This window comes from Ochrobactrum sp. RH2CCR150 (assembly GCA_014138095.1).
In the GTDB taxonomy this organism is placed as follows: Bacteria; Pseudomonadota; Alphaproteobacteria; order Rhizobiales; family Rhizobiaceae; genus Brucella; species Brucella gambitense.
This window is the reverse complement of sequence record JACGXE010000003.1, coordinates 239,813-266,232: the sequence shown is the minus strand read 5'-3', so window position 1 is coordinate 266,232 and position 26,420 is coordinate 239,813. Positions and strand designations below refer to the sequence as shown.

Genomic DNA, 26,420 nt, shown 5'->3' with positions numbered 1-26,420 from the left:
TTCGGTTTTGGAAGATATGCGCCAGTCACTTCAGATCGCGCTGACCCAGATGGCGAAGGTTGCAATAAACAGGCTGACGGAGACGAATGACAAAACGTCGTGGACGAGATCGGTCATGTGGAAAACTCCTCTGTGTTCACGTATGTTCTATTTTTGTTCTATTTTTGTTCCAAAGTCAACACCCTGTTCGTATCGCCAGTTACTTTAGGGTTTACGAATAATAAACGCGCAACCGCAGGCGGTATCACGCGCCTGCGGTTTCAATGGTTTAATGCTGGGGAAAATAGATGGGCGTGGTCGCCGTCTCTTACAGATCCACGACCTTGCCGTCTTGCAAGGTCACACGGCGGTCCATGCGGCGGGCCAGCTCGTGATTATGCGTGGCGATCAGCGCCGCCAGGCCGGACTGGCGCACAAGGGCCTCCAGCGCGCCAAACACATAGGACGACGTCGTCGGATCGAGATTGCCCGTCGGCTCGTCGGCCAGCAGAACAAGCGGCGCATTGGCAACAGCGCGCGCAATGGCGACACGCTGCTGTTCACCACCGGACAGCTCGGCAGGACGGTGCGAAGCACGCTTGCCGATCTTCATATATTCGAGCAATTGCTGCGCACGTTCCGCCGAGGACTTCTTGGTCAGACCCCGGATCATCTGCGGCATCATCACATTTTCCAACGCGGAAAATTCTGGCAGCAGATGATGGAACTGATAGACGAAGCCGATATCGTTGCGGCGTACCGCTGTGCGGTCGTCATCGGAGAGTGCGCTACAGGAGCGGCCGTCGAGAAAGACATCGCCATGGTCGGGACGTTCCAGAAGGCCCGCCGTGTGCAACAGCGTGGACTTGCCTGCACCGGATGGCGCAACAAGCGCCACCATCTCGCCGCGACGCAGCGTGAAATCGGCGTCCTTCAGAATGACCAGCTCCCGGTCAACTTCCTTATAGGCGCGACTGACCTTCTCCAGCCGCAGAATAATTTCAGCCGCCATTATTCGTACCTCAATGCTTCGACCGGATCGAGCTTGGCAGCGCGCCAGGCCGGGAAAATGGTGGCGATAAAGGAAAGAACCAGTGCCATGACGATGACAGAAATCGTCTCGCCCGGGTCCATCTTGGCTGGCAACTGACTCAGGAAATAGAGTTCCGGATTAAACAGCGTGGTGCCTGACAGCCATGAGAAAAACTCACGCAGCCGCTCGACATTCAGGCATACGACCACGCCGAGCACCACACCGGCGACCGTGCCGGTCACGCCGATGGCGGCGCCCGTCATCAGGAATATGCGCATCACCGCACCGCGTGTCGCGCCCATGGTGCGTAGAATGGCAATATCATGCCCCTTGTCCTTCACCAGCATGATGAGACCGGAAATGATATTAAGCGCGGCGACAAGCACGATCAGCGTCAGGATCATGAACATGACGTTGCGCTCGACTTCCAGCGCCGAGAAGAAGGTCTGATTGCGCTGACGCCAGTCAACAAGTGTCAACTGACGACCTGCCGCCTCTTCCACCGGTGCGCGCATCGCATCCACCTTGTCGGGATTATCGACAAAGATTTCCAGCGACTGCACCTTTCCTTCCTGATTGAAGAAAAGCTGCGCTTCGGAAAGCGGCATCATCACGATGGAATTATCGTATTCCGACATGCCGATCTCAAAGATCGCGACAATCGGATAGGCTTTCACTCGCGGATTAACGCCAAATGGCGTGACATCGCCATCGGGCGAAATCACCCGGAGCGTATCCCCAATCGACAGGCCGAGATTTTCGGCCATGCGCGTGCCAATGGCGACACCACCGCTCTGGTCGAAGCCCTGCAGCGTACCCTGGCGAATATTGCCCGATACGAGCTTCAGCTTTTCAAGGTCTTCTTCACGAAGACCACGAACCAACGCGCCATTGCCGGCGCCGATGGTGCCCTGCACCAGAGCTTGCCCCTCCACAACGGGAATAGCGAATTTGATGCCGGAAATGCCGTCGATACGCTTGATCAGATCGGCGTAATCATCCAGCGGACGATCAATCGGCTGCATGATCAGATGGCCGTTAATGCCAAGAATACGGGACAGAAGCTCGGCGCGGAAACCGTTCATCACCGCCATAACGATGATGAGTGTCGCCACGCCCAGCATGATGCCAGTGAAAGAAAACCCGGCAATAACCGAAATGAATGTCTCACGGCGACGCGCACGCAGATATCGCCACGCGATCATCCGTTCGAAGGCCGAGAATGGGCCGGACTTCGGCGGCTTTACCGCTGCCTTGGCCTGCCCTTCGGACTTTGCTGCCGCCGCGCCGCTCATGCTTCAGCCGTCAGCATGTTGATGGCGGCTTCCACCGTCAGGTTCTGTCGTTCGCCGGTCTTGCGATCCTTGACTTCAACCTCGCCAGCGGCAACGCCGCGCGGACCGACGATGACCTGCGTCGGCAGGCCGATCAGGTCCATGGTAGCAAACTTGGCGCCCGGACGGTCGTCCGTATCGTCCAGAAGCGGATCGATACCGGCATTGGTCAGAGCTTCGTAGAGCTTCTCGCTCACAGCGTCGCAACCTTCATCGCCCGGCTTCATGTTCACGATGCCTGCGCCGAACGGTGCAATGGCCTTCGGCCAGATGATGCCCGCATCGTCGTGGAATGCTTCGATAGCGGCAGCCACCAGACGCGAAGGACCGATGCCGTAGGAGCCCATCGACACCAGATGTTCCTTGCCATCCGGGCCCTGCACCTTCGCGCCCATCGGTTCGGAATATTTCGTGCCGAAATGGAAGATGTGACCGACTTCGATGCCACGCGCCGAAACCTGATCGTCAGCCTTGACCTTGGCCCAGTCGGCCTCGTCATGCATTTCGTCGGTTGCCGCATAAGGCGTCGTCCAGCGATTGACGATATCAATGAGCTGGGCATCGTTGCGGAAATCCGTATCTGCGCCGGGCACGGCCAGATCCAGATATGCCTTGTCGCAATAGACCTGGCTTTCGCCGGTTTCAGCCAAAATAATGAATTCGTGAGACAGATCACCGCCAATCGGGCCGGTATCGGCACGCATCGGGATTGCCTGCAGACCGACGCGAGCAAACGTGCGCAGGTAAGAGACGAACATGCGGTAATAGGCCATCTTCGCGCCCTCATAATCGAGGTCAAACGAATAGGCGTCCTTCATCAGAAACTCGCGCGACCGCATCACGCCGAAACGCGGACGGACTTCGTCGCGGAACTTCCACTGGATGTGATAGAGATTGAGCGGCAGATCCTTGTAGGAGCGCACATAGGAACGGAAAATATCCGTGACCATTTCTTCATTCGTCGGACCAAAGAGCATTTCGCGCTCCTGACGGTCCTGAATGCGTAGCATTTCCTTGCCGTAGGCGTCATAACGCCCGCTTTCACGCCAAAGATCGGCGGACTGGATCGTCGGCATCAGGATTTCGTTGGCGCCAGCGCGGTTCTGCTCCTCACGGATGATATCGCAGACCTTGTTCAGCACCTTCAGGCCAATCGGGAGCCACGAATAGATGCCTGCCGACTGCTGGCGGATCATACCCGAACGCAGCATAAGCCTATGAGAGACGATTTCCGCCTCTTTAGGATTTTCCTTCAGAATGGGCAAAAAATACCGCGACAAACGCATCGTAACCACCGATCCAGAGAGAATGCCTGCTTGCTTCAAGAATCAGGCAAAAATTAAGCATATTTGAAGGTTTCTTATCGGGTTATGCTTGTGTTGAAAACCCGCTTGAAAAAGCTTTGCGCGGAGCGGTTTTCACCATCCACAGGCATGAGAGGCAGGTAAATGGCCCAAGGGTGCAAAACTCCGCTTCCGAATTCACATTCAATTTCAATATATTACAGATATATCATCAACATTTGGAAAATTTCACGAAAGAATTATGACGTTGAAGAAGATTTTTGGTGACAAAAGCTGTGCAGTTCGCTATTTTTTTCATCATAAGAGCAACAACGGAATAAAACCGTTGTTTTCACGCGGTCAAAGTCTTGGGAGGATGGATCCAGGCGCGAGCTACGCAGCCGCCAGTAACATGGAAACGGATCGAACGCGTATTTTATTAGCAAGGCGAAAGCCTTGCTTTTTTTTTGCATTTGCATGGACCTCAGCCCTCACCGCCACTTTCAAAAAAAGCCGCGCAATAACCCATTGAATTTGTAGGATTTATCGAGCTGCTTTTGCAGGCGGATATTTTCAATAAGTTGCCAAAGTAAAAGTAGTTTTATTCTTGGCACCCCACCACCCCCAAACGGAATATAGCGCAGTGCGCGGAACTCCTTTAGCTCCATATAATTCAGTGAGTTACGCTAAGATCGTAAGTTTTTGATTCAGGTCTCGGCTGCACACAGCCCTTTCTCTGCATAAAAGAAAGGCTGCCTAATTTATAGGCAGCCTCGATTTTCTCATTGGATTTCGCGAATGCGTTTATGTCAGATCCGGGAAGAAATGCGGAATGTCGTCCAGACCAAAACCGCTGATCTGCGTCACATAATAATAGACAGCGAAGATAAGCGTAGCGACAACTGTGGTGCGCAGAAATGCACGGCCGATGCGCGGTGTTGCCGGAGCGCTGGCCACAGTGCCGAGCGTGACATTGTTTTCTTCAGCCTGCGTCCGCAGACCGACGGGCAGCAGCGCGAAAAGCGCCGTCCACCAGATAATGAAATAGATCGCTATGCCGGACATGATGGACATGATTACACTTCCTCAAGTTCGATCAGTGTGCCGTTGAAGTCCTTTGGGTGCAGGAAAAGAACCGGTTTGCCGTGCGCACCGGTCTTCGGTTCTCCATCACCGAGAATACGTGCACCTTCCGCCTTGAGCTTATCCCGCGCGGCGATGATGTCTTCCACCTCATAGCAGAGATGATGCACGCCGCCCGAAGGGTTCTTTTCAAGGAAAGCCGCAATGGGCGATCCCTCGCCCAAAGGTTCCAGCAGCTCGATCTTCGTATTGCCGACGTCGATGAAAACCACGGTCACACCGTGTTCCGGCAAGGCCTGCGGCGCACCGACATTTGCAGCCAGTTTGCCACGATAAAGCGCGGACGCAGCCTCGATATCCGGAACGGCAATCGCGACATGGTTCAAACGTTCGAGCATCAGCACCTCCCTTGCTGCTATTCCTGTCGAGTGATGGGTCAGCGTATCCTATTCACGAATACGGTCACCACCGGCTTTTTGCCCCACGTCTGATTTGCCGCAGCACGCACGGCGCGACGCGCGGATTCACGCACCAGCTCGACGTCTTTGCGGCGGACACGCGGAATGCTCTCGACTGCCTCAACGACCGCATCGAGGAGAATATCTTCCATCAGCTCGCCCTGACCGTCTTCTTCCGGCAGACCGAACGTCACAAGATCAGGCTCATCGAGCAACTTGTGCTCACGGTCGAGCAAGATCGAAACGGCAACATGGCCGACATAGGCGAGCTTGCGACGCTCGACCATGCCGATCTCTTCTTCGTCACCGATCAGCTTGCCGTCCTTGTAGATACGGCCAATCGGCGCTTCATCGACGATTTCGGCCTTGCCGGGAGCCAGGCGCAGCACGTCGCCATTGCGGATCTGCGCAACCTGACCGATCCCTTCCATCGCGCCAAGCGAGCCCTGCGCCACCAGATGCGCAGCTTCGCCATGCACCGGAACGAGAATCTGCGGGCGAACCCAGGAATACATGCGCTTCAATTCGCTGCGACGCGGATGGCCGGAAACATGCACCAGTGCATCGTCGTCGCCAATGATCTTGACGCCACGGTCGATCAAGCGGTTCTTGATATCAAGAATGGCCTTTTCATTGCCCGGAATGGCGCGCGACGAGTAAATGACCGTATCGCCCGGCGACAGCGCCAGACTGCGCATTTCATCGCGGGCCAGTTTGGCAAGCGCTGCACGGGGCTCGCCCTGACTGCCGGTCAGGATCATCACCACGTTTTCACGCGGAATATATCCGTAATCCTCTTCGCTCAGATATTCCGGCAGGCCTTCCATATAGCCCAACTCGGTTGCAACCGAGATCGCGCGCTTCATCGAACGCCCGACGACCAGAACCTGACGACCCGCATCGCGCGCCGCTTCAGTGATGGAGCGAATACGACCCACATTGGAAGAAAAGGTGGTGATCGCGACACGACCACGTGCATTTTCGATCAGTTCGCGCAGGCTTTCACCGACCTGACGTTCCGACGGGGATTCACCCTCGCGCATGGCATTGGTGGAATCGCAGATCAGCGCCAAAACGCCCGCGTCACCAATGGCGCGGAAACGTGCTTCGTCGATGACCGGACCAAGCGAAGGTTCCGGGTCCATCTTCCAGTCGCCCGTATGCACAACCGTACCGAGTGGAGTTGTAATCGCGAGCGATACAGGTTCCGGGATGGAGTGTGTGACGGCGACCGCTTCAACCTTGAACGGGCCAACCTCGAACTTCTCACCAGCCTTGTAGATGGTGATCGGAATTTCCGGCGCGCTAAACTCCGCCTGACGCTTGGCTTCAAGCAGACCGGCGGTAAACGGCGTCGCATAGACCGGAACCTTCAGACGTGGCCACAGATCGAGCAGCGCGCCGAAATGGTCTTCATGCGCGTGGGTAATGATGATACCGCGCACATTGTTCTTTTCCGCTTCAAGATAGCGGATATCCGGCAGAATAAGGTCGGCGCCCGGCTGTTCCGGCCCGGCAAAGCTCACGCCCATGTCGACGACCAGCCATTCGCGATTATCAGCAGGTCCGAAGCCGTACATAGCGAGATTCATGCCGATTTCGCCCACGCCGCCGAGCGGCAGGAAGACGAGTTCCGGAGTATTGGATCGGGCCATGAAATTTCCTTTGTAACTATACCTGCTTGCAAAGTGTATCTGGATCAATTTGCGCTTGGAGCGTTCTTTAGGTCTCCGAAATGAGGCATAAAGAACGCTCCAAGACTTTCCATCTGCGCATCGAGCTTTCCAAAAATCGATTCCGATTTTCGGGCCGATGCGTCAAAACTTGATCCCACTTCGGGGAGACATGCTTTCGCCGCATCCACTGGACCTAAATGGCTTTAGTTGCAACCCCGGCAAGATAAAAGAAAGCTGTTATTTCCGCAGTGTTGCAGCAGTTCCAAAATAAACATCACCCGCTGTGACCGTAACGCGCCCGCCATCGTTGTCACGGATCACGAAACGGCATGCTTCATCTATCGTTTCGAAGCGGCCTTCGATGATGTTGCCTTCAACCTGCATGGTGACATTTCCGCCAAGACCATGCGCACGCTCCAGCCAGCGTTTGCGAATGGCATCAAGCCCGCGCCCTTCGTCCCAGATACGGTAATTGACCGACCATGCGTCGGAAAGAGCTGCAAACAATGTCTCGGCATCGCACTTGCTGCCAAGCGCATTCAGCGAGGTCGCGGCATAGGGCAGATCATCGGGGAAAGCCACTATATTGGTGCCGATACCGATGGCGACTGCAAAGCGATCCTTCGCAAGAATCGACGATTCCAGCAAAATGCCCGACAGCTTTGCGCCGTCCAGCAGAACATCATTGGGCCATTTCAGACCGATCTTCGGCGGCACGGCTGGTCCCGTTGCAGCAAAAGCCGCTTCCAGCGCATCGGCGAGCGACAGGCCTGCAACAAAACCGAGCGTTGCCGCCGTTTTCAACTCGTAGGATTCGATCAGAAGAAGTGTGGAGGCCAGATTGCCTTCCGGTGTAGACCAGGCGCGCCCGCGTCTTCCGCGCCCGCTTTCCTGTCTTTTCGAGACAAGCCACAGCTTGCCCGGATCACCTGCCGTAGCCCGTTCCAGAGCCACCGCGTTGGTGGAGCCTACCGTCTCGAAAACCTCGAGACGGTAGCCAGCATTTTCAGCGACAGGCGAAAGCGCGAAATGCATTCAATCACCTGCCGCCGTTTACTTAGAAGAACGTCTTTGCTGCGGCTTCGGCAAATCCGCCGATTGGGCCAGCAAGGAAGACGTAGAAGAGCACGAAAGCACCCGTGACGCCGAGAACGAGACGCAGCTCGCCCGCGACCGGCACGAAACCGCCGACCGGCTCATCGAACCACATGATCTTGATCATGCGCAGATAGTAGAACGCACCCACAACCGACGCCACGATACCGATGATCGCCAGCGGATAAAGACCAGCCTGAACAGCAGCGAGGAAGGTGTACCACTTGCCGAAGAAGCCAGCCATCGGCGGGATGCCGGCGAGCGAAAACAGGAAGATCGTCATGATCGTTGCCAGCACCGGATTGGTGCGCGACAGACCGGCCAGATCACCGATGTTTTCGACATTGCCGTCCTTGGTGCGCATGGCGAGAATGAAGGCAAAGGTGCCGAGCGTCATGGCAAGATAGATCGCCATGTAGATCGCCACGCCCTTCACGCCAACAGCCGTACCGGCAGCGAGACCGACAAGGGCATAGCCCATGTGGCTGATGGAGGAATAAGCCATCAGACGCTTGATGTTGCGCTGGCCGATAGCGGCGAAGGCACCCAGAACCATCGACGCGATTGCGATGAAGATCACAACCTGCTGCCAGTCATGGGTGACCGGAGCAAAGGCTTCCGAGACGACGCGGATGATGAGCGCCATGGCGGCCATCTTCGGAGCGGCGGCAAAGAAGGCCGTTACCGGGGTCGGCGCGCCTTCATAGACGTCCGGCGTCCACATATGGAACGGAACGGCGGAAATCTTGAATGCCAGACCGGCCAGAATGAAGACCAGACCGAACACCAGACCAAGCTCACGCTGGCCGCCCGAAACAGCCTGGGCGATTTCGGTAAAGCCGATATGGCCGGTATAACCGTAAACAAGCGAGATGCCGTAAAGCAGCATGCCCGAGGACAGTGAGCCGAGAACGAAATACTTCAGCCCGGCTTCCGTCGAACGAACGCTGTCACGGTTGAACGCTGCCAGCACGTAAAGCGCCAGCGACTGCAGTTCGAGACCGAGATAAAGCGACAGCATGTTGGATGCCGACACCATCAGCAGCATGCCGAGCGTGGAGATGACGATCAGGACCGGGAACTCGAACTTGTCGAATTTTTCCGCCTTGGCGAAACCGACCGACATGACGAGCGTGACGATGGAGCCGATCAGGGTCAGCACCTTCATGAAGCGGCCAAAGCCGTCATTGACGATGGCGCCGCCAAAAGCGGAACCATTCGCCGGGAATAGAACAACCAGTGCCAGCGCTGCAATCAGCACTGCGACGGACAGTCCGTTGACGAGCGTGGTTGCACGCTCGCCAGAGAACACGCCGATCATAAGCAGTGCCAAGGCGCCTACAGCCAGGAGAACCTCCGGTGCTGCAAGGGTCAGATGAGCTATCAGATCAGTCTGCATGACCTTACGCCTTTATTTTCTTACTGTGCCAGCATTGCATTGGCGGCTCCGCCAACTGCAGCGTCGTAATGTTGAACCAGAGCGGTCACAGCACTTGCAGTCGCATTGAAGACCGGTGCCGGATACACGCCGAAGAAGATGGTGAGTACCACGAGCGGATAGAGAATAATCTTCTCACGCGGGCTCAGATCGAGGAGCGCCTTGAGGCTTTCCTTGTCGAGTGCGCCGAAGATCACCTTGCGGTAGAGCCAGAGCGCATAGGCCGCCGAGAGAATGACACCCGTCGTTGCGAACAGCGCCACCCAGGTATTGACCCGGAACACACCGAACAGCGTCAGGAATTCACCGATGAAGCCCGAAGTACCCGGCAGACCCACATTCGCCATCGTGAAGATGAGGAAGGCCACCGCATATTTCGGCATGTTGTTCACCAGACCGCCGAACGCCGCTATCTCACGGGTATGCATACGGTCATAGATCACGCCGACGCAAAGGAAGAGAGCGCCCGACACGATACCGTGCGACAACATCTGGAAGATTGCGCCCTGAATGCCCTGCTCGTTAGCCGCAAAGATACCCATGGTCACATAGGCCATGTGTGCAACGGACGAGTAAGCGATCAGCTTCTTGATGTCTTCCTGAACCAGTGCCACCAGAGACGTGTAGATGATAGCGATCACCGACAGCGTGAAGATAAGCGGCGCGAAATCGGCGGAAGCCAGCGGGAACATCGGCAGCGAGAAGCGCAGGAAACCGTAGCCGCCGAGCTTCAGAAGGATACCGGCCAGAATGACCGAGCCTGCTGTCGGCGCTTCAACGTGCGCATCCGGAAGCCAGGTGTGGACCGGCCACATCGGCATCTTGACGGCGAACGACGCGAAGAATGCGAGCCATAGCCATGTTTGCATGCCAGCCGGGAAGCTGAACTTCTGCAACTCGACGATGTTCATCGTGCCAGCCTGCCAGTACATGGCCATGATGGCGACGAGCATCAGCACCGAGCCGAGCAGCGTATAAAGGAAGAACTTCAAGCTTGCATAGACGCGGCGCTTGCCGCCCCACACGCCGATGATGATGAACATCGGGATAAGGCTTGCTTCGAAGAACACGTAGAACAGGAAAAGGTCGAGCGCGCAGAACACGCCGATCATGAGCGTTTCCAGAATGAGGAACGCGATCATGTATTCCTTGACGCGCTTTTCGACCGATATCCAGCTTGCAAGAATGCAGAATGGCATCAGGAAAGCGGACAGCACCACGAACAGGACGGAAATGCCGTCCACGCCCATGTGGTAGCTGATGCCACCACCCATCCAGCCAGCCTGCTCGACCATCTGGAAACCGGGGTTCGAATTATCGAACCCGGCCCAGACAACGAGCGACAGGATAAAGACGAACACCGTCGTCAGCAAAGCCACGTTGCGGATGTTGCGACGCGAAGCCTCGCTGTCGTCCTTGATCAGAAGGATCAGTAACGCGCCGACGAGCGGCAGAAACGTGACCGTTGAGAGAATTGGCCAGTCGGTCATCAGAAAGAGCTCCCGAGCATCATCCAGGTGACGAGCGCGGCGACGCCGATCAGCATCGCGAATGCGTAATGATAAAGATATCCGGACTGCATCTTGACGACGCGGTTGGTGACATCGAGCACACGGGCCGAGATACCATCCGGACCGAAGCCATCAATGAGCCAGCCGTCGCCACCCTTCCAGAACAGACGACCGAGCCACTTGGCCGGACGAACGAAGAGGAAGTCGTAGAGTTCGTCGAAATACCACTTGTTCAGCAGGAACTGGTACAGACCGCGATGGCGTTCTGCCAATGCCTTCGGCGTTTCGGGCGACCGGATGTAGAAGATCCAGGCGACGATGAAGCCGATGACCATAGCCGTGAAAGGCGACAGCTTAACCCATGTCGGAACGTGGTGGTAATGATCCAGGATCTCGTTGGTCGGCGACGTGAACAGCGCACCCTTCCAGAACTCGGCATATTCATGGCCGAAGAAGAATTCCTTGAACACGACACCGGCGAGGATCGCGCCGACAGCGAGTACGAGCAGCGGAACCAGCATCACGGGCGGCGATTCATGGACGTGATGCATGACTTCCGCCGAAGCGCGCGGCTTGCCGAAGAAGGTCATGAAAATCAGACGCCAGGAATAGAAGCTCGTGAACAGAGCCGAGACAACGAGCAGCGTGAAGGCGTAACCAGCAGCCGGGCTGTGCGAAGCGAACGTCGATTCGATGATCGCATCCTTCGAGAAGAAGCCAGCCGTACCGATGATCGTGCCCGGAATACCGAGACCCGTAATAGCGACCGTACCGATAAGCATCATCCAGTAGGTAACCGGGATCAGCTTACGCAGACCGCCCATGCGACGCATGTCCTGCTCTTCCGACACGGAATGGATAACCGAACCGGCGCAAAGGAACAGGAGAGCCTTGAAGAAGGCGTGCGTGAAGAGGTGGAACACGGCAGCGCCGTAAGCGCCGACGCCGAGAGCCACGAACATGTAGCCAAGCTGCGAACAGGTCGAATAAGCGATAACGCGCTTGATATCGTTCTGCACCAGGGCAACCGTTGCCGCGAAGAATGCGGTGGTGGCGCCGATAATGGTGACGACCAGAAGAGCCGTATGCGACAGTTCAAAGATCGGCGACATGCGCGCGACCATGAACACGCCCGCGGTCACCATGGTTGCAGCGTGAATGAGAGCCGAAACAGGCGTCGGGCCTTCCATAGCGTCCGGAAGCCAGGTGTGCAGCAGGAACTGCGCCGACTTACCCATGGCGCCCATGAACAGAAGCAGGCAGACAACAGTCAGCGCCGTTTCCTTGTGCAGCTCATAGCCGAGGAAGTTCAGCACGACCTGACCTGCATCCGCAGCGCCTTCTGCCGGCAGATAATTGGCGGCAGCAGCGAAGATCGTGTTGTAGTCGACCGACTGGAACAGAGCGAACAGGCCGAAGATGCCGAGGAGGAAGCCGAAGTCACCAACGCGGTTGACAACGAAGGCCTTCATGGCGGCAGCATTGGCCGAAGGCTTCTTGAACCAGAAACCGATCAGAAGATAGGACGCCAGACCAACGCCTTCCCAGCCGAAGAACATCTGGACCAGATTGTCCGACGTAACCAGCATGAGCATCGCGAAGGTGAACAGCGACAAATAAGCGAAGAAGCGCGGACGATGCGGATCGTGGTGCATATATCCAATCGAATAGATATGCACGAGAGCCGAAACCGAGTTCACGACAACGAGCATGACGCCAGTCAGCGTGTCGACACGCAGCGCCCAATCGAAAGACAGCGAACCGGACGTGACCCAATGCAGCACCGGAATGCGCACAGTTTCACCATGGCCCATCGGAATCTGGAAGAACACGATCCACGAGCAGATCGCGACGATAACCATGAGGCCGGAAGTGATGTATTCACTCGCTTTTGCGCCGATCTTATTGCCGAACAAGCCAGCAATAAGAAAGCCGATAAGCGGAAGGAAGACGATCGCGTAGTAGAGCATTTGCCCGTCAACCTTTCATAACATTGACGTCTTCCACCGCGATGGAACCGCGATTACGGAAGAAAACAACGAGAATTGCCAGACCGATGGCCGCTTCAGCAGCCGCAACAGTCAGAACGAAAAGGGCGAAGACCTGCCCGACCATATCGCCGAGCTGGCTGGAGAACGCCACGAAGTTGAGATTGACCGAAAGCAGGATCAATTCGATCGACATCAGGATAACGATGACATTCTTGCGGTTCAAAAAGATGCCGAAGACGCCAAGCGTGAACAGGATGGCCGAAACGGTCAGATAATGAGCGATACCGATTTCCATATGCTTATCCTTAGATGCCTTTGCCCGTTTCGACCTGCTTGACCTCGATCGCCGTTTCTGGCGTACGAGCAACCTGGGCCGAGATGGACTGGCGCTTGACATTCGGCTTGTGCCGCAGCGTCAGAACGATGGCGCCGATCATCGCGACCAGAAGGACGAGACCTGCAACCTGGAAGTAGAAGACGAAGTCGGTGTAGAGAATGTCGCCCAGAGCAGCGGTGTTGGACCGCTCGGCGATATTCGGGATCGGCACAGAGCCCTGGCCCAGCTTCGGTGCAAACATGTTGCTTGCGAATACGAAGATCAGTTCGCCCAGCAGGATCAACCCGACCAGAGCGCCAACCGGCGCATATTGCAGCGCACCGCGCTTCAGTTCCGAGAAATCCACATCCAACATCATGACGACGAAGAGGAAGAGAACCGCCACAGCGCCGACATAAACGACGAGCAGGATCATGGCGAGGAACTCAGCCCCTGTCAGCAGGAACAGAGCTGCCGCATTGAAGAATGTGAGGATCAGAAACAGCACCGAATGCACGGGGTTGCGTGCCGCAATCACCATGAACGCGCTTGCGATCATGATGAAAGCGAACAGATAGAAAAACGCTGCCGCAATACCTGTCAGCATGGGGATCCCCCAACACCTTTCCGTGAGCAAAGCCCTATTGCTTTGCCCGCTTTATTCATAAACTCTTGTTCGAGCGTCGAACTGACCGAAAACCCGATCTGACACTCGAACTGATCGGGAACCCGATCAGCGATAAGGCGCATCCATCGCGATATTGCGCGCGATTTCGCGTTCCCAACGGTCACCGTTGGCGAGGAGCTTGTCCTTGTCGTAGTACAGCTCTTCGCGCGTCTCGGTCGCGAACTCGAAGTTCGGACCTTCGACGATGGCATCCACCGGACATGCTTCCTGGCAGAAGCCGCAATAAATGCACTTCACCATGTCGATGTCGTAACGCACCGTGCGGCGGGTGCCGTCGTTGCGGCGCGGACCGGCCTCAATGGTGATGGCCTGCGCCGGGCAGATTGCTTCGCAAAGCTTGCAGGCGATGCAGCGTTCTTCACCGTTGGGATAACGGCGCAGCGCGTGTTCGCCACGGAAGCGCGGCGAAACCGGGCCCTTTTCATGCGGGTAGTTCAACGTCGCCTTCGGCGCGAAGAACTGGCGCATGGAAAGAAAGAACGCGCCGACGAATTCCTTGAGAAGGAGCGATTTGGCTGCTTGAGCGATTGAAGCCATTGTTATTACTCCTTACGCCAGACCGAAGACTTTGAGGAAGGTCGCGGTTGCGACAACCATGAAGAGCGAGATCGGCAGGAAAACCTTCCAACCCAGACGCATCAGCTGGTCATAGCGGTAACGCGGTACGAAAGCCTTCACCATGGCGAACATGAAGAAGCAGAAGCAGAGCTTGAGCATGAACCAGATGACGCCCGGAACCCAGTTGAGGAACCATACGTCAACCGGAGGCAGCCAGCCGCCGAGGAAGAGCGTGGTCATCAGGGCGCACATCAGCGTGATCGCCACATACTCGCCGAGGAAGAACAGAAGGAACGGCGTGGACGAATATTCGATCATATGACCGGCCACGAGTTCGGATTCAGCTTCGACAAGATCGAAAGGCGGACGGTTCGTTTCAGCAAGCGCCGAAATGAAGAAGATCACGAACATCGGGAACAGGCAGAGCCAGTTCCAGTCGAGGAACGATGCAGGCAGGCCAAGCATGGTGCCGAGGCCGGTATTCTGCGAAAGCACGATATCGGTCAGGTTGAGCGAGCCAACCGTGAGCAGAACCGTAACAATCACGAAGCCGATGGAAACTTCGTAGGAAACCATCTGCGCCGCCGAACGAAGCGCGCCGAGGAACGGGTACTTCGAGTTGGAGGCCCAGCCGCCCATGATCACGCCGTAAACTTCAAGCGAAGAAATGGCGAAGATATAGAGAATGCCGACATTGATGTTGGCGATGGCCCAGCCTTCATTGACGGGGATAACCGCCCAGGTTGCCATTGCGAGAACGGCGGAGACGAAGGGCGCAAGGAGGAAGACACCCTTGTTTGCGCCCGACGGAATAATTGGTTCCTTGAAGACGAACTTCAACAAGTCGGCGAAAGCCTGGAACAAACCCCAGGGACCGACAACGTTAGGGCCGCGACGAAGCTGTACTGCTGCCCAGATCTTGCGATCCGCGTAAAGCAGGTAAGCGACGACGATCAGCAATACGACGAGCAGAACGACCGACTTCAGCGCCATAATCAGCGCGGGTAAGACGTAAGCTGCAAAAATTCCTTCCATTGTTCCGTCTCTCTCTCGCTTACTCGGCAGCCTGCTGGAAGCCGCCAGCCGCGAGCGCCGAGCATTCGGCCATGACGGCGGAAGCGCGCGCAATTGGGTTCGTCAGGTAGAAGTCCTTGACCGGGGAAACGAACGCAGCGCCGCCGCCCAGGTTGGAAGCCTTAGCTGCCAGTGCGACGAGATCGTCGGCGGAAGCAGGCGTGATGGTGTCGATGGCCAGCATGTGCGGGTAGTCCGCATAGAGCTTGGCGCGAAGCTGTGCGAGCGAGTCAAACGGCAGACGCTTGCCCAGCGTATCGGAAAGAGCGCGCAGGATTGCCCAGTCTTCCTTCGCTTCGCCCGGTGCGAAACCGGCGCGGCTGCCAAGCTGCACGCGACCTTCGGTGTTGAGCCAGGTGCCCGACTTTTCCGTATAGGCTGCGCCCGGCAGGATCACGTCGGCGGCATGCGCACCGGCATCGCCGTGCGTACCGATGTAAACGACGAAGCTCGAACCCTTTCTGGTCATGTCGAGTTCGTCTGCACCGAGCAGGAACACCACATCCAGATTGCCCAGCATGTCGCCAGCCGCCTTACCGCCCTCACCCGGCACAAAGCCGAGATCCAGAGCGCCAACGCGCGAAGCGGCAGTGTGCAGAACGGAGAAGCCGTTCCACTCATCCTTGATCGCGCCGACATCCTGAGCGAGCTTGGCGGCGGTTGACAGAACCGCAGCCCCATTCTCGCCGGTGAGCGCGCCCTGACCGATGATGATCAGCGGACGTTCAGCCTTGGCCAGCACATCGCGGAAAGCGTTCTTGCCAGCGGCGAGCGAGCCAAGCGTATCTGCACCGGCGCCGAGATATTCGTATTCGTAGCGCAGTTCAGCCTGTTCGCCGATCAGAGCGACCGGGAAATGGCCCATGCGCTGACGCTTGCGAATACGTGCGTTCAGAACGGCAGCTTCAACGCGCGGATTGGAACCGATGATGAGCAGAGCATCAGCGTTTTCAATGCCTTCGATCGTCGCGTTAAAGAGATAGCTTGCACGACCCAGAGCTGGATCGAGGGCTGCGCCATCCTGACGGCTATCGATATTGGCGGAGCCGAGCGAACCCATCAGGTTCTTCAGTGCGTAGATTTCTTCAACCGAAGCCAGATCGCCTGCAACAGCGCCAATCTTGTCGGCAGAAGTTGCGGAAACCTTGGCAGCGATAGCGGAGAAAGCTTCCGGCCAGCTTGCGGCGACCAGACGGCCATCCTTGCGAACATAAGGGCGGTCGAGGCGCTGGGTGCGCAGGCCGTCCCAGATGAAGCGGGTCTTGTCCGAAATCCACTCTTCGTTCACCGCTTCGTTGACGCGCGGCATGACGCGCATCACTTCACGGCCACGGGTGTCGACGCGGATGTTGGAACCGACTGCATCCATCACATCGATGGTTTCAGTCTTGTTCAGTTCCCACGGACGGGCCTGGAATGCATAAGGACGCGAGGTCAAAGCGCCAACCGGGCAAAGATCGATGACATTGCCCTGCAGTTCCGACGTCATGGCGCGCTCGAGATAAGTGGTGATCTCGGCGTCCTCACCACGGCCAATGAGGCCGAGTTCGGAAATGCCAGCAACTTCGGTCGTGAAGCGGACGCAGCGCGTGCAGTGAATGCAGCGCGTCATCACCGTCTTGACGAGCGGGCCGATATATTTGTTTTCGACAGCGCGCTTGTTCTCGCGATAGCGCGAACCGTCGGTGCCAAAAGCCATTGCCTGATCCTGCAGATCGCACTCGCCACCCTGATCGCAGATCGGGCAATCCAGCGGGTGGTTGATGAGCAGAAATTCCATCACGCCTTCGCGGGCCTTCTTGACCATCGGCGTGTTGGTGAAGATTTCAGGTGCTTCGCCATTCGGGCCGGGACGCAGATCGCGCACGCCCATAGCGCAGGATGCCGCCGGCTTCGGCGGTCCACCCTTCACCTCAACCAGGCACATACGGCAATTTCCAGCGATGGAAAGCCGTTCGTGGAAACAAAAACGCGGCACTTCAGCGCCTGCGGCTTCGGCAGCCTGAAGGAGCGTATAGTGATCGGGTACTTCGATCTCTGTGCCGTCAACCTTGATCTTTGCCATCGCTTTTCCAAACCTGCGGCTCGTGCCGCAATCTAGACGTCAAACTTTTCCGCCTTCCCTACCCGGGCAGGCTCAACGCAACTCGTTTAAGCCTTATTCCGCTGCTTCCAGACGGATATTGCGGCTCTGAACGGCGTTGCGTGTGTAATCATCAATGCGCTTTTCAATTTCCGGACGGAAATTGCGGATCAGACCCTGAATTGGCCATGCAGCCGCATCGCCAAGCGCACAAATCGTATGACCTTCAATCTGCTTGGTCACATCGAACAGCATGTCGATTTCACGCTTCTGCGCGTTGCCCTTGACCATGCGTTCCATGACGCGCCACATCCAGCCGGTTCCTTCACGGCACGGCGTGCACTGGCCGCAGCTTTCATGCTTGAAGAACGCCGACAGACGGGCAATCGCCTTGATGATGTCAGTGGACTTGTCCATGACAATCAGGCCGCCGGTGCCGAACGACGATTTCTTGTCGCGCATGCCGTCGAAATCCATGATGGCGTCCATCATGTCTTCGCCCTTGATGACCGGGCACGATGCGCCGCCGGGAATAACCGCCAGCAGATTGTCCCAGCCACCGCGAATGCCGCCAGCGTGCTTTTCAATCAGTTCGCGGAACGAAATGCCGAGGCCTTCTTCCACCACGCTAGGCGTGTTCACATGACCAGAAATCTGGAACAGCTTGGTACCGACATTGTTCGGACGACCGATGGACGAGAACCATGCACCGCCGCGACGCAGGATCGTCGGCGCTACCGCAATCGATTCCACGTTGTTCACGGTGGTCGGGCAGCCGTACAGACCCATATTGGCCGGGAATGGCGGCTTCAGCCGCGGCTGGCCCTTCTTGCCCTCAAGGCTTTCGAGCAGCGCGGTTTCTTCACCGCAGATATAAGCGCCAGCGCCGTGGGAGACAAAAATGTCCATATCCCAGCCGCACTTGTTATCCTTGCCAAGCAGACCGGCGTCGTAGCACTCGTCGATTGCTGCCTGCAGGGCTTCACGCTCACGCATGAACTCGCCGCGGATATAGATATAGGCGGTGTGTGCACCCATGGCGCAACCGGCGATCACGCAGCCTTCGATCAGCGTATGCGGATCGTGGCGCAGAATTTCGCGGTCCTTACAGGTGCCCGGCTCGGATTCGTCAGCATTGACGACGAGATAATGCGGGCGACCATCGCTCTGCTTGGGCATGAACGACCACTTGAGACCCGTCGGGAAGCCAGCGCCGCCACGGCCACGCAGGCCCGACGCTTTCATCTCGTCGATGATCCAGTCACGGCCCTTTTCAATGAAGCCCTTGGTGTTGTCCCAATGGCCGCGAGCCATGGCACCCTTGAGAGAGCGATCCTTGAAGCCGTAAATATTGGTGAAGATGCGATCTTTATCAGCCAGCATGTCTCACCTGTTTCCGTTCGTGTTTGCGAATATCGAAGTCATCATACCGGCTTCTTTCCGAATACCTTGATGTATTCCTCGACGCCGCCCTTGGCCAAAGCCTTGGCTTGCTTTACCCATTCTTCACGCTCGATGCGACCGTGGAAGCTGAGATAACCGTCAACCCATTCACGCTCGGCTTTCTTCCAGGCAGCAACCTGCTTGAAGGTGAAGATGCCCAGCTCATGCAGGGTTTCTTCAATCTTCGGGCCTACGCCGGAGATCAGCTTCAGATCGTCAACGGCTTCCGGGCGCTCCATGGCAACCGGGCGATTGCTATCGTCGAGCTTGAAGGACTGCTTCGTATCGACCGAAGCGGCCTTCTCGGCAGCCTTCGACACCTTGACGTCCGAAGGCGTCTTCAGAGCCGGATCGGTTTCAGGCGCATTGGTAACCGGCTTGGCAGCGTTCGATGGTGCGACAGTCTTCGCTTCTTCGGCAGCCTTGGCTTCAGCTTCCGCCTTGGCCTTTGCTTCCGCTTCGGCCTTCGCCTTGGCAGTCGCGGCATCCGATGCCTTGCGGGTTTCGAGACCGATTTTCTTATAGTCCAGATCTTCAGTCAGCGAAGTCAGGCCGTTGATCGGCTCAGACGTCACGCGGTCTTCCTGCGGACCTGGCTTGACGGTATCGCCCTTGCCAGTTTCGAAAGCGTCGATGATTTCAGCCAGGCGTTCCGGCGTCAGATCTTCATAGGCGTCCTTGAAGATCATGACCATCGGTGCATTGGCGCAGGCGCCCTGGCATTCGACTTCTTCCCACGACAGCGTACCGTCGGCATTGGTCTCGAACGGGTCGTGGTTGATCTTGTGACGGCAAACATCCATCAGCGCTTCCGAACCGCGCAGCATGCACGGGGTCGTACCGCAAACCTGAATGTGAGCGCGCGTGCCAACCGGCTTCAGCTGAAACTGCGTATAGAAAGTGGCTACTTCCAGAACACGGATCAGCGGCATGTCGAGCATGGCTGCTACGTGTTCAATGGCAGCTTTCGTGACCCAGCCGTCCTGCTCCTGCGCACGCATGAGCAACGGAATAACAGCCGACTGCTGACGGCTTTCTGGGAATTTTGCGATCGTCTTGTGCGCCCAGACCTGATTTTCCGCGTTGAACGCGAAAGCGGCTGGCTGGACGGCATCATCTGCGAGACGGCGAACGGACATCAGCGGTCAACCTCACCAAACACGATATCGAGCGAGCCAAGAATTGCCGACACGTCAGCCAGCATATGGCCGCGGCACAGGAAATCCATGGCTTGAAGATGGGCAAAGCCCGGAGCGCGCAGCTTGCAGCGATAAGGCTTGTTGGAGCCGTCCGAAACGAGGAAGACGCCAAATTCGCCCTTCGGGGCTTCAACTGCTGCGTAAACTTCACCGGCAGGCACATGGTAGCCTTCCGTGTAAAGCTTGAAGTGGTGGATGAGCGCTTCCATCGAACGCTTCATCTCGCCGCGCTTCGGCGGCACAATCTTGTTGTCGGTATTGGAAACCGGACCGACGCGTTCCTTGCCGAGAAGCAGGTCAACGCACTGGCGCATGATACGAGCCGACTGGCGCATTTCTTCCATGCGGATCAGGTAGCGGTCGTAGCAGTCGCCGTTCTTGCCGATTGGAATATCGAATTCCATCTCGTTGTAGCACTCATAAGGCTGCGACTTGCGCAGATCCCATGCAGCGCCCGAACCGCGAACCATGACGCCCGAGAAGCCCCATGCCCAAGCATCTTCCAGCTTCACAACGCCGATATCGACGTTACGCTGCTTGAAAATGCGGTTTGGCGTGATGAGGTCATCGAGATTGTTGAGCGTCGTGAAGAACGGATCGATCCAGTTGCCGATGTCTTCAACGAGCTGATCCGGCAGGTCCTGATGGACGCCGCCCGGACGGAAATAAGCAGCGTGCATACGTGCGCCACAGGCGCGTTCGTAGAACACCATCAGCTTTTCGCGCTCTTCGAAGCCCCAGAGCGGCGGCGTCAATGCGCCAACGTCCATGGCCTGCGTGGTCACGTTCAGAAGGTGGTTCAGAATGCGGCCGATTTCCGAATAGAGAACACGGATCAGCTGACCGCGCTTCGGCACATCGATGCCCATAAGGCGTTCGACGGCAAGCGCATAGGCGTGCTCCTGATTCATCGGCGCCACATAGTCGAGGCGGTCGAGATAAGGCACAGCCTGAAGATAGGTCTTGGCTTCCATCAGCTTCTCGGTGCCGCGATGCAGCAGACCGATATGCGGATCGACGCGGTCGACGACTTCGCCGTCGAGCTCAAGCACCAGACGCAGCACACCGTGCGCGGCAGGATGCTGCGGACCAAAGTTAATATTGAAATTGCGGACCTGAGTCTCAGCCATGTTCAGCTTCCCGTCGCTCAGTTCGTCTTTGCCTTCTCATCGCCCGGCAGGACGTAATCCGTCCCTTCCCATGGCGAGAGAAAATCGAAATTGCGGAATTCCTGACGCAGTTCGACAGGTTCGTAGATCACGCGCTTCAGCTCGTCGCTGTAACGCACTTCCACAAAGCCGGTCAGCGGGAAATCCTTGCGCAGCGGATGGCCTTCGAAACCGTAGTCGGTCAGAAGGCGACGCAGATCCGGATGGCCGGAGAATAGCATGCCATACATATCGTAGGCCTCGCGTTCGTACCATTCGGCACCCACGAAAACCGAGACCGCCGACGGAACCAGCGTGTCTTCATCGGCCTGAACTTTGACGCGGATGCGCTGGTTCTGACGCGGAGACATCAGCTGATAGACCACATCAAAGCGATTGGCGCGCTGCGGATAGTCAACGCCGGAAATGTCCGTCAGATTGACGAACTGGCACTGCACATCGTCACGCAGGAAGGTCAGAACGCTGATAAGGCTCGTCACCGGCACGCAAAGCGTCAGCTCGCCATAGGCCAGCTTCGCCTCTTCGATTGCATCGCCGAGGCGTTCTTTGATGTAGCCGGAAAGTTCACCGAGAGCTTCTTCGCTCATTTCCCTAACTTCCTTATTTAGAACTCACACTGCACTTGCCTTGGGAGACTTTTGGGAGAAATCCCACGCGGCGGTGTCAGTCGAACCCTAACAAAACCTGTATGGCGCAAACCGGTCCGGGGACCGGATTAACGCTCGATCGTACCCGTGCGGCGGATCTTCTTCTGCAGCATGAGAATGCCGTAAAGCAGCGCTTCCGCAGTGGGCGGGCAGCCCGGTACGTAGATATCGACCGGAACCACGCGATCGCAGCCACGAACCACCGAATAGGAATAGTGGTAGTAGCCGCCGCCATTGGCGCAGGAGCCCATCGAGATCACATAGCGCGGCTCGGGCATCTGGTCGTAGACCTTGCGCAGAGCGGGCGCCATCTTGTTGGTCAGCGTGCCTGCAACGATCATCACGTCGGACTGACGCGGAGACGCACGTGGTGCGATACCGAAGCGTTCGGCGTCGTAGCGCGGCATGGAGATGTGCATCATTTCCACGGCGCAGCATGCGAGACCGAAGGTCATCCACATCAGCGAACCGGTACGCGCCCAGGTGATCAAAGCGTCAGCAGATGTGACGATGAAACCCTTGTCGGACAGTTCGCTGTTCAGATCGTTGAAGAAAGCATCGTCGGAGCCGACAGGCTTGCCCGTACGCGGGTCAAGAATGCCCTTCGGCTGCGGAGCCACGAGTGTGGTGTTGGCTGTGGTCAATCCCATTCCAGCGCTCCCTTCTTCCATTCATAGATGAAGCCGATGGTGAGGACGCCAAGGAACACCATCATCGACGCAAAGCCGAACCAGCCAATGGAACCGAAGGACACAGCCCACGGAAACAGGAAGGCGACTTCAAGATCGAAGATGATGAAGAGAATCGACACGAGATAGAAACGAATGTCGAATTTCATACGGGCGTCATCGAAGGCATTGAAGCCGCACTCGTAAGCTGAAAGCTTTTCCGGGTCTGGCTGTCTATATGCGACGAGGAACGGCGCAACCAGAAGGGCTACACCGATTACCATTGCGATGCCGAGAAAGATGACAATCGGCAAGTAGGAACTTAAAAGCTCGTTCATGATCCTTTATCCGGCTTGAATACGAGGCTGCGCCGCCTGTCATAAGCTTTTTGAAGCCCACGACCATGCGACACATTGCATCTGTTGCAACCTCGTCGCCCCAAGCAGCTTCAAAAGGCATGCCGTGCGAACTAAGCGCTTTCGCGGGGACGGTTAGCGCAGCCCGCGTTGAAGCGCAACCCCTCCAGCGCCTTCAGGTGGGCATAGTCGGGTCGAGATGCTTAATAAGGCGTGGCCTTACCCCCGAATAACCCGGCTGAACCCGTTCAGCCCCATGATGGCACAGTAAGATCATAATTTTGTGAGGCAATGTCTCACGATGCATTCTCGCTGACAACAGCAAAGAGAATCATCGCCTATATAAATAAAGTACGTCTGCTTGCAGTGTTCCAAGCCGCAGCCCAAGCGATAAATATAAGCGTGCTGCGACAATCGATCTCCCTCCTCCCCGACATCGCATATGCGTTTTCCACAAAACGCCACGTCGCAGCACGCGCAAAATTTCTTTCGCGTAGGCAGCAATATGGAGAATGGAAATAGTCCGGGACCGTCGCAGTGCGCTAAGCCATGCCTTCAGATCGGCACCGCAGACTTTATCATAAAGACATTGTTTGGAACCGGAATCGAAGGGAGGTCACATATGCAGCATTTTCTGCTCGCCGGCGGCGACCTTCTCGTGATCGGTGCGATCGTTCTTTCGGTCGCCTATCTCTCCTGGAAACAATTCTCCCGATAATAGATGCTTGCGCACGCATAAACGCAAACCGGCCAGCGGATGAAATCTGTCTGCGCAAGGTTGGCAGTTTCTCTTGGCTATCTCTGGAAAGACGTTTTGCAAAATGGCGTGGAGCGCCACTTTCAGTTCAACAGTACATTTGATTGTGTTGAAGGAAAGTGGCGCGAGTGACGGGGCTCGAACCCGCGACCTCCGGCGTGACAGGCCGGCACTCTAACCAACTGAGCTACACCCGCGCATTTTTTTCAGCCCGTAGGCTTCAGTCACCACCAGCGTTTCCGCCGGTGTGAGCGGTCGTTTAAGGGGTTCGCGAACAAGTGTCAAGCGCATGTTTGGAGAAGAATTGCGATATTCTGTAATTCATACACAAGCTGTGCAAAACACCATGGAACAGGTCGCGAGAACAGGCCCATGGCGCGACAGCACGCAAATGCTTGCACGATATGAAGTACGAAAAGGGAAATAAATGGAGAGGCGTGGAGCGCCACTTTCAGTTCAACAGTACATTTGATTGTGTTGAAGGAAAGTGGCGCGAGTGACGGGGCTCGAACCCGCGACCTCCGGCGTGACAGGCCGGCACTCTAACCAACTGAGCTACACCCGCGCATTTTTTCAGCCCGTAGGCTTCAGTCACCACCGGCGTTTCCGTCGGTGTGAGCGGTCGTTTAAGGGGTTCGCGAACAAGTGTCAAGCAAGTGCTCGAAAGAAAGCAAAAGAATTTTCGCCTTTCTTTCAAAACGCCGGTTTTCCCGGCCTTTTCAAAGACATCCTGTTATCCACATCGTCCTTCCAGCAACAGAGAATAGGCAGTCGGGCCCAGTGAATCACCTGGTGCATCGGCCTGTTTGCCTGTTCACCGTATCTTGCGATTCAAAATCCCAGTAAAAGCACGGACTCAGGCGACAATTCCCTCCATTCCATGTATCCATGCTGCACTGATCCTTTTAGCCGCTCGTGCGTGCAGAAAAACGGATCAGGATAATATGAAGATCGCATCGCGATAGGCTGACTTGCTACAATAGCAAGCGGAAAGGAATTGAGATGAGCTGGACACCCCATGGACAACACCTGATAGCTGGCGAGTGGGTTGCGGGGGAGACGACGTTCGCTTCAACACCGGCGACAGGCCCATCGCATGAATTCGCGGTTGGTACGCCCGCTCTGGTTGCGCGCGCCTGCGAGGCAGCGGAAGACGCTTTCTGGACCTATGGTTATACAAGCCGTGAAGAACGCGCTCTCTTCCTTGAAGCCATTGCCGACGAAATCGAAGCCCGCGCTGCTGCCATCACAGAAATCGGCACGCAGGAAACCGGCCTTCCGACTGGCCGCCTTGAAGGCGAGCGCGGACGCACCACCGGCCAGCTGCGTCTTTTTGCCAACCATATTCGCAAGGCCGATTATCTCGACCGTCGCGTCGATGAGGCCCTGCCCGACCGCAAGCCCGCTGCACGTCCGGAAATCCGCCTGATGCAGCGTCCTATCGGTCCGGTTGCCGTTTTCGGGGCTTCCAACTTTCCGCTCGCTTTCTCGACCGCTGGTGGCGACACCGCAGCCGCCCTAGCCGCAGGCTGCCCGGTGGTTGTGAAGGGCCACTCCGCCCATCCCGGCACCGGCGAAATCGTCGCTGACGCCATTCAGGCCGCCATTGCCAAGACCGGCATGCCGAAGGGCGTGTTCAGTCTCATTCAGGGCGGTGACCGCAAGGTCGGCGAAGCACTCGTCACGCATCCGCTCATCAAGGCAGTCGGCTTTACCGGTTCGCTTGGCGGTGGCCGCGCCCTTTTCAACCTGTGCGCACAGCGCCCGGAACCGATTCCTTTCTTCGGCGAGCTTGGCTCGGTCAATCCGATGTTCCTGCTGCCCGAAGCCATGAAGGCACGCGCCTCGTCGCTCGGCGAAGGCTGGGCTGGATCATTGACGATGGGTGCCGGTCAGTTCTGCACCAATCCGGGCATTGCCGTGGTTATCGACGGTTCGGAAGCCGACAGCTTTGTGCAGTCAACCCGCAGCGCTCTGGAAAAGGTTGCGCCGCAGGTCATGCTGACCGATGGCATTGCCAAGGCCTATCAGGACGGCAAGGCGCATTTCGACAGCCGCAATTCCGTCAAGCCGGTGCTGACCACCGAAAGCAAGGGCCGCGAAGCGTCGCCCAATCTGTATGAGACGACTGGTGAAGCTTTCCTCGGCGACCACACCATTGGTGAGGAAGTATTCGGTCCGCTCGGCGTTGTCGTTCGCGTCAAGTCGGTCGATGACATGGTGCATCTGGCCAAGGGCTTTGAAGGCCAGCTGACGGCGACCTTGCATATGGACAAGGACGATGCCGCAGACGCCCGCAAGCTTCTGCCAGTTCTGGAGCGCAAGGCCGGACGCGTTTTGGCCAATGGTTTCCCGACCGGCGTGGAAGTTGTCGATTCGATGGTTCACGGCGGCCCCTACCCGGCCAGCACGAATTTCGGCGCGACCAGCGTCGGAACCATGTCCATCCGCCGCTTCCTGCGCCCTGTCAGCTATCAGAACATCCCGGCGGATGTGCTGCCCGCTGACCTCGTCTAAATAAAAGATAAGACGCAGATCAAAGCCTCAAAGACCTTTGATCTGCGTCTCACGCTCCAATAGG

The 26,420-nt window shown here is 56.9% G+C and carries 23 protein-coding genes and 2 tRNA genes; 2 read left to right on the top strand and 23 right to left on the bottom strand.

Features of this window, described 5'->3' with window-relative positions:
• Window positions 1–307: 307 nt before the first annotated feature.
• The 3 genes from FHW03_RS08800 to proS are packed head-to-tail and all read right to left on the bottom strand — an operon-like array spanning window position 308 to window position 3,632.
• Window positions 308–991: an ABC transporter ATP-binding protein gene (locus FHW03_RS08800; protein ID WP_078338440.1), complete on the bottom strand. Its 684-nt coding sequence runs from the start codon at window positions 989–991 to the stop codon at window positions 308–310.
• Window positions 991–2,307 carry a lipoprotein-releasing ABC transporter permease subunit gene (locus tag FHW03_RS08795; RefSeq protein ID WP_182520287.1) on the bottom strand — a complete coding sequence of 439 codons (1,317 nt, stop codon included), beginning with the start codon at window positions 2,305–2,307 and terminating at the stop codon, window positions 991–993. The genes FHW03_RS08800 and FHW03_RS08795 overlap by 1 nt, the downstream gene beginning before the upstream one ends.
• The gene (proS, locus tag FHW03_RS08790; RefSeq protein ID WP_182520286.1) at window positions 2,304–3,632 is read right to left on the bottom strand and encodes a proline--tRNA ligase; all 1,329 of its coding nucleotides are present in this window, start codon (window positions 3,630–3,632) and stop codon (window positions 2,304–2,306) included. Before proS ends, FHW03_RS08795 begins: the two co-directional genes overlap by 4 nt.
• 259 nt (window positions 3,633–3,891) lie before the next feature.
• Here proS and FHW03_RS08785 point away from each other — a divergent pair, with 259 nt between their 5' ends.
• Window positions 3,892–4,161 carry a hypothetical protein gene (locus FHW03_RS08785; RefSeq protein ID WP_182520285.1) on the top strand — a complete coding sequence of 90 codons (270 nt, stop codon included), beginning with the start codon at window positions 3,892–3,894 and terminating at the stop codon, window positions 4,159–4,161.
• Window positions 4,162–4,433: 272 nt separating this feature from the next.
• On the opposite strand, the gene FHW03_RS08780 is transcribed toward FHW03_RS08785, so the two are convergent.
• The 20 genes from FHW03_RS08780 to FHW03_RS08685 form a co-directional block, all read right to left on the bottom strand.
• On the bottom strand, window positions 4,434–4,703 hold the full coding sequence (locus FHW03_RS08780) for a DUF1467 family protein (protein WP_182520284.1): 270 nt from the start codon (window positions 4,701–4,703) through the stop codon (window positions 4,434–4,436).
• Window positions 4,704–4,705: 2 nt separating this feature from the next.
• The gene (gene mce, locus FHW03_RS08775) at window positions 4,706–5,110 is read right to left on the bottom strand and encodes a methylmalonyl-CoA epimerase (protein ID WP_121535839.1); all 405 of its coding nucleotides are present in this window, start codon (window positions 5,108–5,110) and stop codon (window positions 4,706–4,708) included.
• A gap of 38 nt (window positions 5,111–5,148) precedes the next feature.
• On the bottom strand, window positions 5,149–6,825 hold the full coding sequence (locus FHW03_RS08770) for a ribonuclease J (RefSeq protein ID WP_078338435.1): 1,677 nt from the start codon (window positions 6,823–6,825) through the stop codon (window positions 5,149–5,151).
• A 258-nt stretch (window positions 6,826–7,083) separates the two neighbouring features.
• Entirely contained in the window at window positions 7,084–7,881 is a 798-nt protein-coding gene (locus FHW03_RS08765; protein ID WP_182520283.1) for a biotin--[acetyl-CoA-carboxylase] ligase, read from the bottom strand.
• A 22-nt stretch (window positions 7,882–7,903) separates the two neighbouring features.
• Window positions 7,904–9,340, bottom strand: a complete 1,437-nt coding sequence (gene nuoN, locus FHW03_RS08760; RefSeq protein WP_182520282.1) for an NADH-quinone oxidoreductase subunit NuoN — start codon at window positions 9,338–9,340, stop codon at window positions 7,904–7,906.
• A 20-nt stretch (window positions 9,341–9,360) separates the two neighbouring features.
• A complete protein-coding gene (locus tag FHW03_RS08755; protein WP_182520281.1) occupies window positions 9,361–10,869 on the bottom strand; it encodes an NADH-quinone oxidoreductase subunit M in 1,509 nt (502 codons plus the stop codon).
• Complete coding sequence (gene nuoL, locus FHW03_RS08750; protein ID WP_182520280.1) at window positions 10,869–12,860, bottom strand: NADH-quinone oxidoreductase subunit L; 1,992 nt, start codon at window positions 12,858–12,860, stop codon at window positions 10,869–10,871. The genes FHW03_RS08755 and nuoL overlap by 1 nt, the downstream gene beginning before the upstream one ends.
• Before the next feature lie 7 nt (window positions 12,861–12,867).
• Window positions 12,868–13,176 (bottom strand): NADH-quinone oxidoreductase subunit NuoK, encoded by a 309-nt coding sequence (nuoK, locus tag FHW03_RS08745; RefSeq protein ID WP_006466598.1) that lies wholly within the window; start codon window positions 13,174–13,176, stop codon window positions 12,868–12,870.
• Between the two features lie 10 nt (window positions 13,177–13,186).
• The gene (locus tag FHW03_RS08740) at window positions 13,187–13,804 is read right to left on the bottom strand and encodes an NADH-quinone oxidoreductase subunit J (RefSeq protein ID WP_182520279.1); all 618 of its coding nucleotides are present in this window, start codon (window positions 13,802–13,804) and stop codon (window positions 13,187–13,189) included.
• Between the two features lie 126 nt (window positions 13,805–13,930).
• Window positions 13,931–14,422: an NADH-quinone oxidoreductase subunit NuoI gene (gene nuoI / locus FHW03_RS08735; RefSeq protein WP_078338429.1), complete on the bottom strand. Its 492-nt coding sequence runs from the start codon at window positions 14,420–14,422 to the stop codon at window positions 13,931–13,933.
• Between the two features lie 12 nt (window positions 14,423–14,434).
• Window positions 14,435–15,478, bottom strand: a complete 1,044-nt coding sequence (nuoH, locus tag FHW03_RS08730) for an NADH-quinone oxidoreductase subunit NuoH (protein WP_078338428.1) — start codon at window positions 15,476–15,478, stop codon at window positions 14,435–14,437.
• A 19-nt stretch (window positions 15,479–15,497) separates the two neighbouring features.
• On the bottom strand, window positions 15,498–17,582 hold the full coding sequence (gene nuoG / locus FHW03_RS08725; protein ID WP_182520278.1) for an NADH-quinone oxidoreductase subunit NuoG: 2,085 nt from the start codon (window positions 17,580–17,582) through the stop codon (window positions 15,498–15,500).
• A 93-nt stretch (window positions 17,583–17,675) separates the two neighbouring features.
• Entirely contained in the window at window positions 17,676–18,983 is a 1,308-nt protein-coding gene (gene nuoF, locus FHW03_RS08720; protein WP_182520277.1) for an NADH-quinone oxidoreductase subunit NuoF, read from the bottom strand.
• Window positions 18,984–19,024: 41 nt separating this feature from the next.
• Window positions 19,025–20,182, bottom strand: coding sequence for an NADH-quinone oxidoreductase subunit E (locus tag FHW03_RS08715; RefSeq protein ID WP_182520276.1), 1,158 nt, complete (start codon window positions 20,180–20,182; stop codon window positions 19,025–19,027).
• The gene (locus FHW03_RS08710; RefSeq protein ID WP_182520275.1) at window positions 20,182–21,372 is read right to left on the bottom strand and encodes an NADH-quinone oxidoreductase subunit D; all 1,191 of its coding nucleotides are present in this window, start codon (window positions 21,370–21,372) and stop codon (window positions 20,182–20,184) included. The genes FHW03_RS08715 and FHW03_RS08710 overlap by 1 nt, the downstream gene beginning before the upstream one ends.
• Before the next feature lie 17 nt (window positions 21,373–21,389).
• A complete protein-coding gene (locus FHW03_RS08705) occupies window positions 21,390–21,998 on the bottom strand; it encodes an NADH-quinone oxidoreductase subunit C (RefSeq protein WP_182520274.1) in 609 nt (202 codons plus the stop codon).
• Between the two features lie 128 nt (window positions 21,999–22,126).
• Window positions 22,127–22,708: an NADH-quinone oxidoreductase subunit B family protein gene (locus FHW03_RS08700; protein WP_010661172.1), complete on the bottom strand. Its 582-nt coding sequence runs from the start codon at window positions 22,706–22,708 to the stop codon at window positions 22,127–22,129.
• On the bottom strand, window positions 22,699–23,064 hold the full coding sequence (locus FHW03_RS08695) for an NADH-quinone oxidoreductase subunit A (protein ID WP_182520273.1): 366 nt from the start codon (window positions 23,062–23,064) through the stop codon (window positions 22,699–22,701). Before FHW03_RS08695 ends, FHW03_RS08700 begins: the two co-directional genes overlap by 10 nt.
• An 895-nt stretch (window positions 23,065–23,959) precedes the next feature.
• Window positions 23,960–24,036, bottom strand: a tRNA-Asp gene (locus FHW03_RS08690).
• Between the two features lie 291 nt (window positions 24,037–24,327).
• Window positions 24,328–24,404, bottom strand: a tRNA-Asp gene (locus FHW03_RS08685).
• Window positions 24,405–24,841: 437 nt separating this feature from the next.
• On the opposite strand from FHW03_RS08685, the gene FHW03_RS08680 reads away from it, so the two are divergent.
• On the top strand, window positions 24,842–26,356 hold the full coding sequence (locus FHW03_RS08680; RefSeq protein WP_182520272.1) for an aldehyde dehydrogenase (NADP(+)): 1,515 nt from the start codon (window positions 24,842–24,844) through the stop codon (window positions 26,354–26,356).
• The last annotated feature ends 64 nt before the right edge of the window (window positions 26,357–26,420 follow it).

Coding starts and splice junctions, on each gene's coding strand:
- FHW03_RS08800 (WP_078338440.1), bottom strand. CDS start 991: ATGGCGGCTGAAATTATTCTGCGGCTGGAGAAGGTCAGTCGCGCCTAT.
- FHW03_RS08795 (WP_182520287.1), bottom strand. CDS start 2,307: ATGAGCGGCGCGGCGGCAGCAAAGTCCGAAGGGCAGGCCAAGGCAGCG.
- proS (WP_182520286.1), bottom strand. CDS start 3,632: ATGCGTTTGTCGCGGTATTTTTTGCCCATTCTGAAGGAAAATCCTAAA.
- FHW03_RS08785 (WP_182520285.1), top strand. CDS start 3,892: ATGACGTTGAAGAAGATTTTTGGTGACAAAAGCTGTGCAGTTCGCTAT.
- FHW03_RS08780 (WP_182520284.1), bottom strand. CDS start 4,703: ATGTCCATCATGTCCGGCATAGCGATCTATTTCATTATCTGGTGGACG.
- mce (WP_121535839.1), bottom strand. CDS start 5,110: ATGCTCGAACGTTTGAACCATGTCGCGATTGCCGTTCCGGATATCGAG.
- FHW03_RS08770 (WP_078338435.1), bottom strand. CDS start 6,825: ATGGCCCGATCCAATACTCCGGAACTCGTCTTCCTGCCGCTCGGCGGC.
- FHW03_RS08765 (WP_182520283.1), bottom strand. CDS start 7,881: ATGCATTTCGCGCTTTCGCCTGTCGCTGAAAATGCTGGCTACCGTCTC.
- nuoN (WP_182520282.1), bottom strand. CDS start 9,340: ATGCAGACTGATCTGATAGCTCATCTGACCCTTGCAGCACCGGAGGTT.
- FHW03_RS08755 (WP_182520281.1), bottom strand. CDS start 10,869: ATGACCGACTGGCCAATTCTCTCAACGGTCACGTTTCTGCCGCTCGTC.
- nuoL (WP_182520280.1), bottom strand. CDS start 12,860: ATGCTCTACTACGCGATCGTCTTCCTTCCGCTTATCGGCTTTCTTATT.
- nuoK (WP_006466598.1), bottom strand. CDS start 13,176: ATGGAAATCGGTATCGCTCATTATCTGACCGTTTCGGCCATCCTGTTC.
- FHW03_RS08740 (WP_182520279.1), bottom strand. CDS start 13,804: ATGCTGACAGGTATTGCGGCAGCGTTTTTCTATCTGTTCGCTTTCATC.
- nuoI (WP_078338429.1), bottom strand. CDS start 14,422: ATGGCTTCAATCGCTCAAGCAGCCAAATCGCTCCTTCTCAAGGAATTC.
- nuoH (WP_078338428.1), bottom strand. CDS start 15,478: ATGGAAGGAATTTTTGCAGCTTACGTCTTACCCGCGCTGATTATGGCG.
- nuoG (WP_182520278.1), bottom strand. CDS start 17,582: ATGGCAAAGATCAAGGTTGACGGCACAGAGATCGAAGTACCCGATCAC.
- nuoF (WP_182520277.1), bottom strand. CDS start 18,983: ATGCTGGCTGATAAAGATCGCATCTTCACCAATATTTACGGCTTCAAG.
- FHW03_RS08715 (WP_182520276.1), bottom strand. CDS start 20,182: ATGTCCGTTCGCCGTCTCGCAGATGATGCCGTCCAGCCAGCCGCTTTC.
- FHW03_RS08710 (WP_182520275.1), bottom strand. CDS start 21,372: ATGGCTGAGACTCAGGTCCGCAATTTCAATATTAACTTTGGTCCGCAG.
- FHW03_RS08705 (WP_182520274.1), bottom strand. CDS start 21,998: ATGAGCGAAGAAGCTCTCGGTGAACTTTCCGGCTACATCAAAGAACGC.
- FHW03_RS08700 (WP_010661172.1), bottom strand. CDS start 22,708: ATGGGATTGACCACAGCCAACACCACACTCGTGGCTCCGCAGCCGAAG.
- FHW03_RS08695 (WP_182520273.1), bottom strand. CDS start 23,064: ATGAACGAGCTTTTAAGTTCCTACTTGCCGATTGTCATCTTTCTCGGC.
- FHW03_RS08680 (WP_182520272.1), top strand. CDS start 24,842: ATGAGCTGGACACCCCATGGACAACACCTGATAGCTGGCGAGTGGGTT.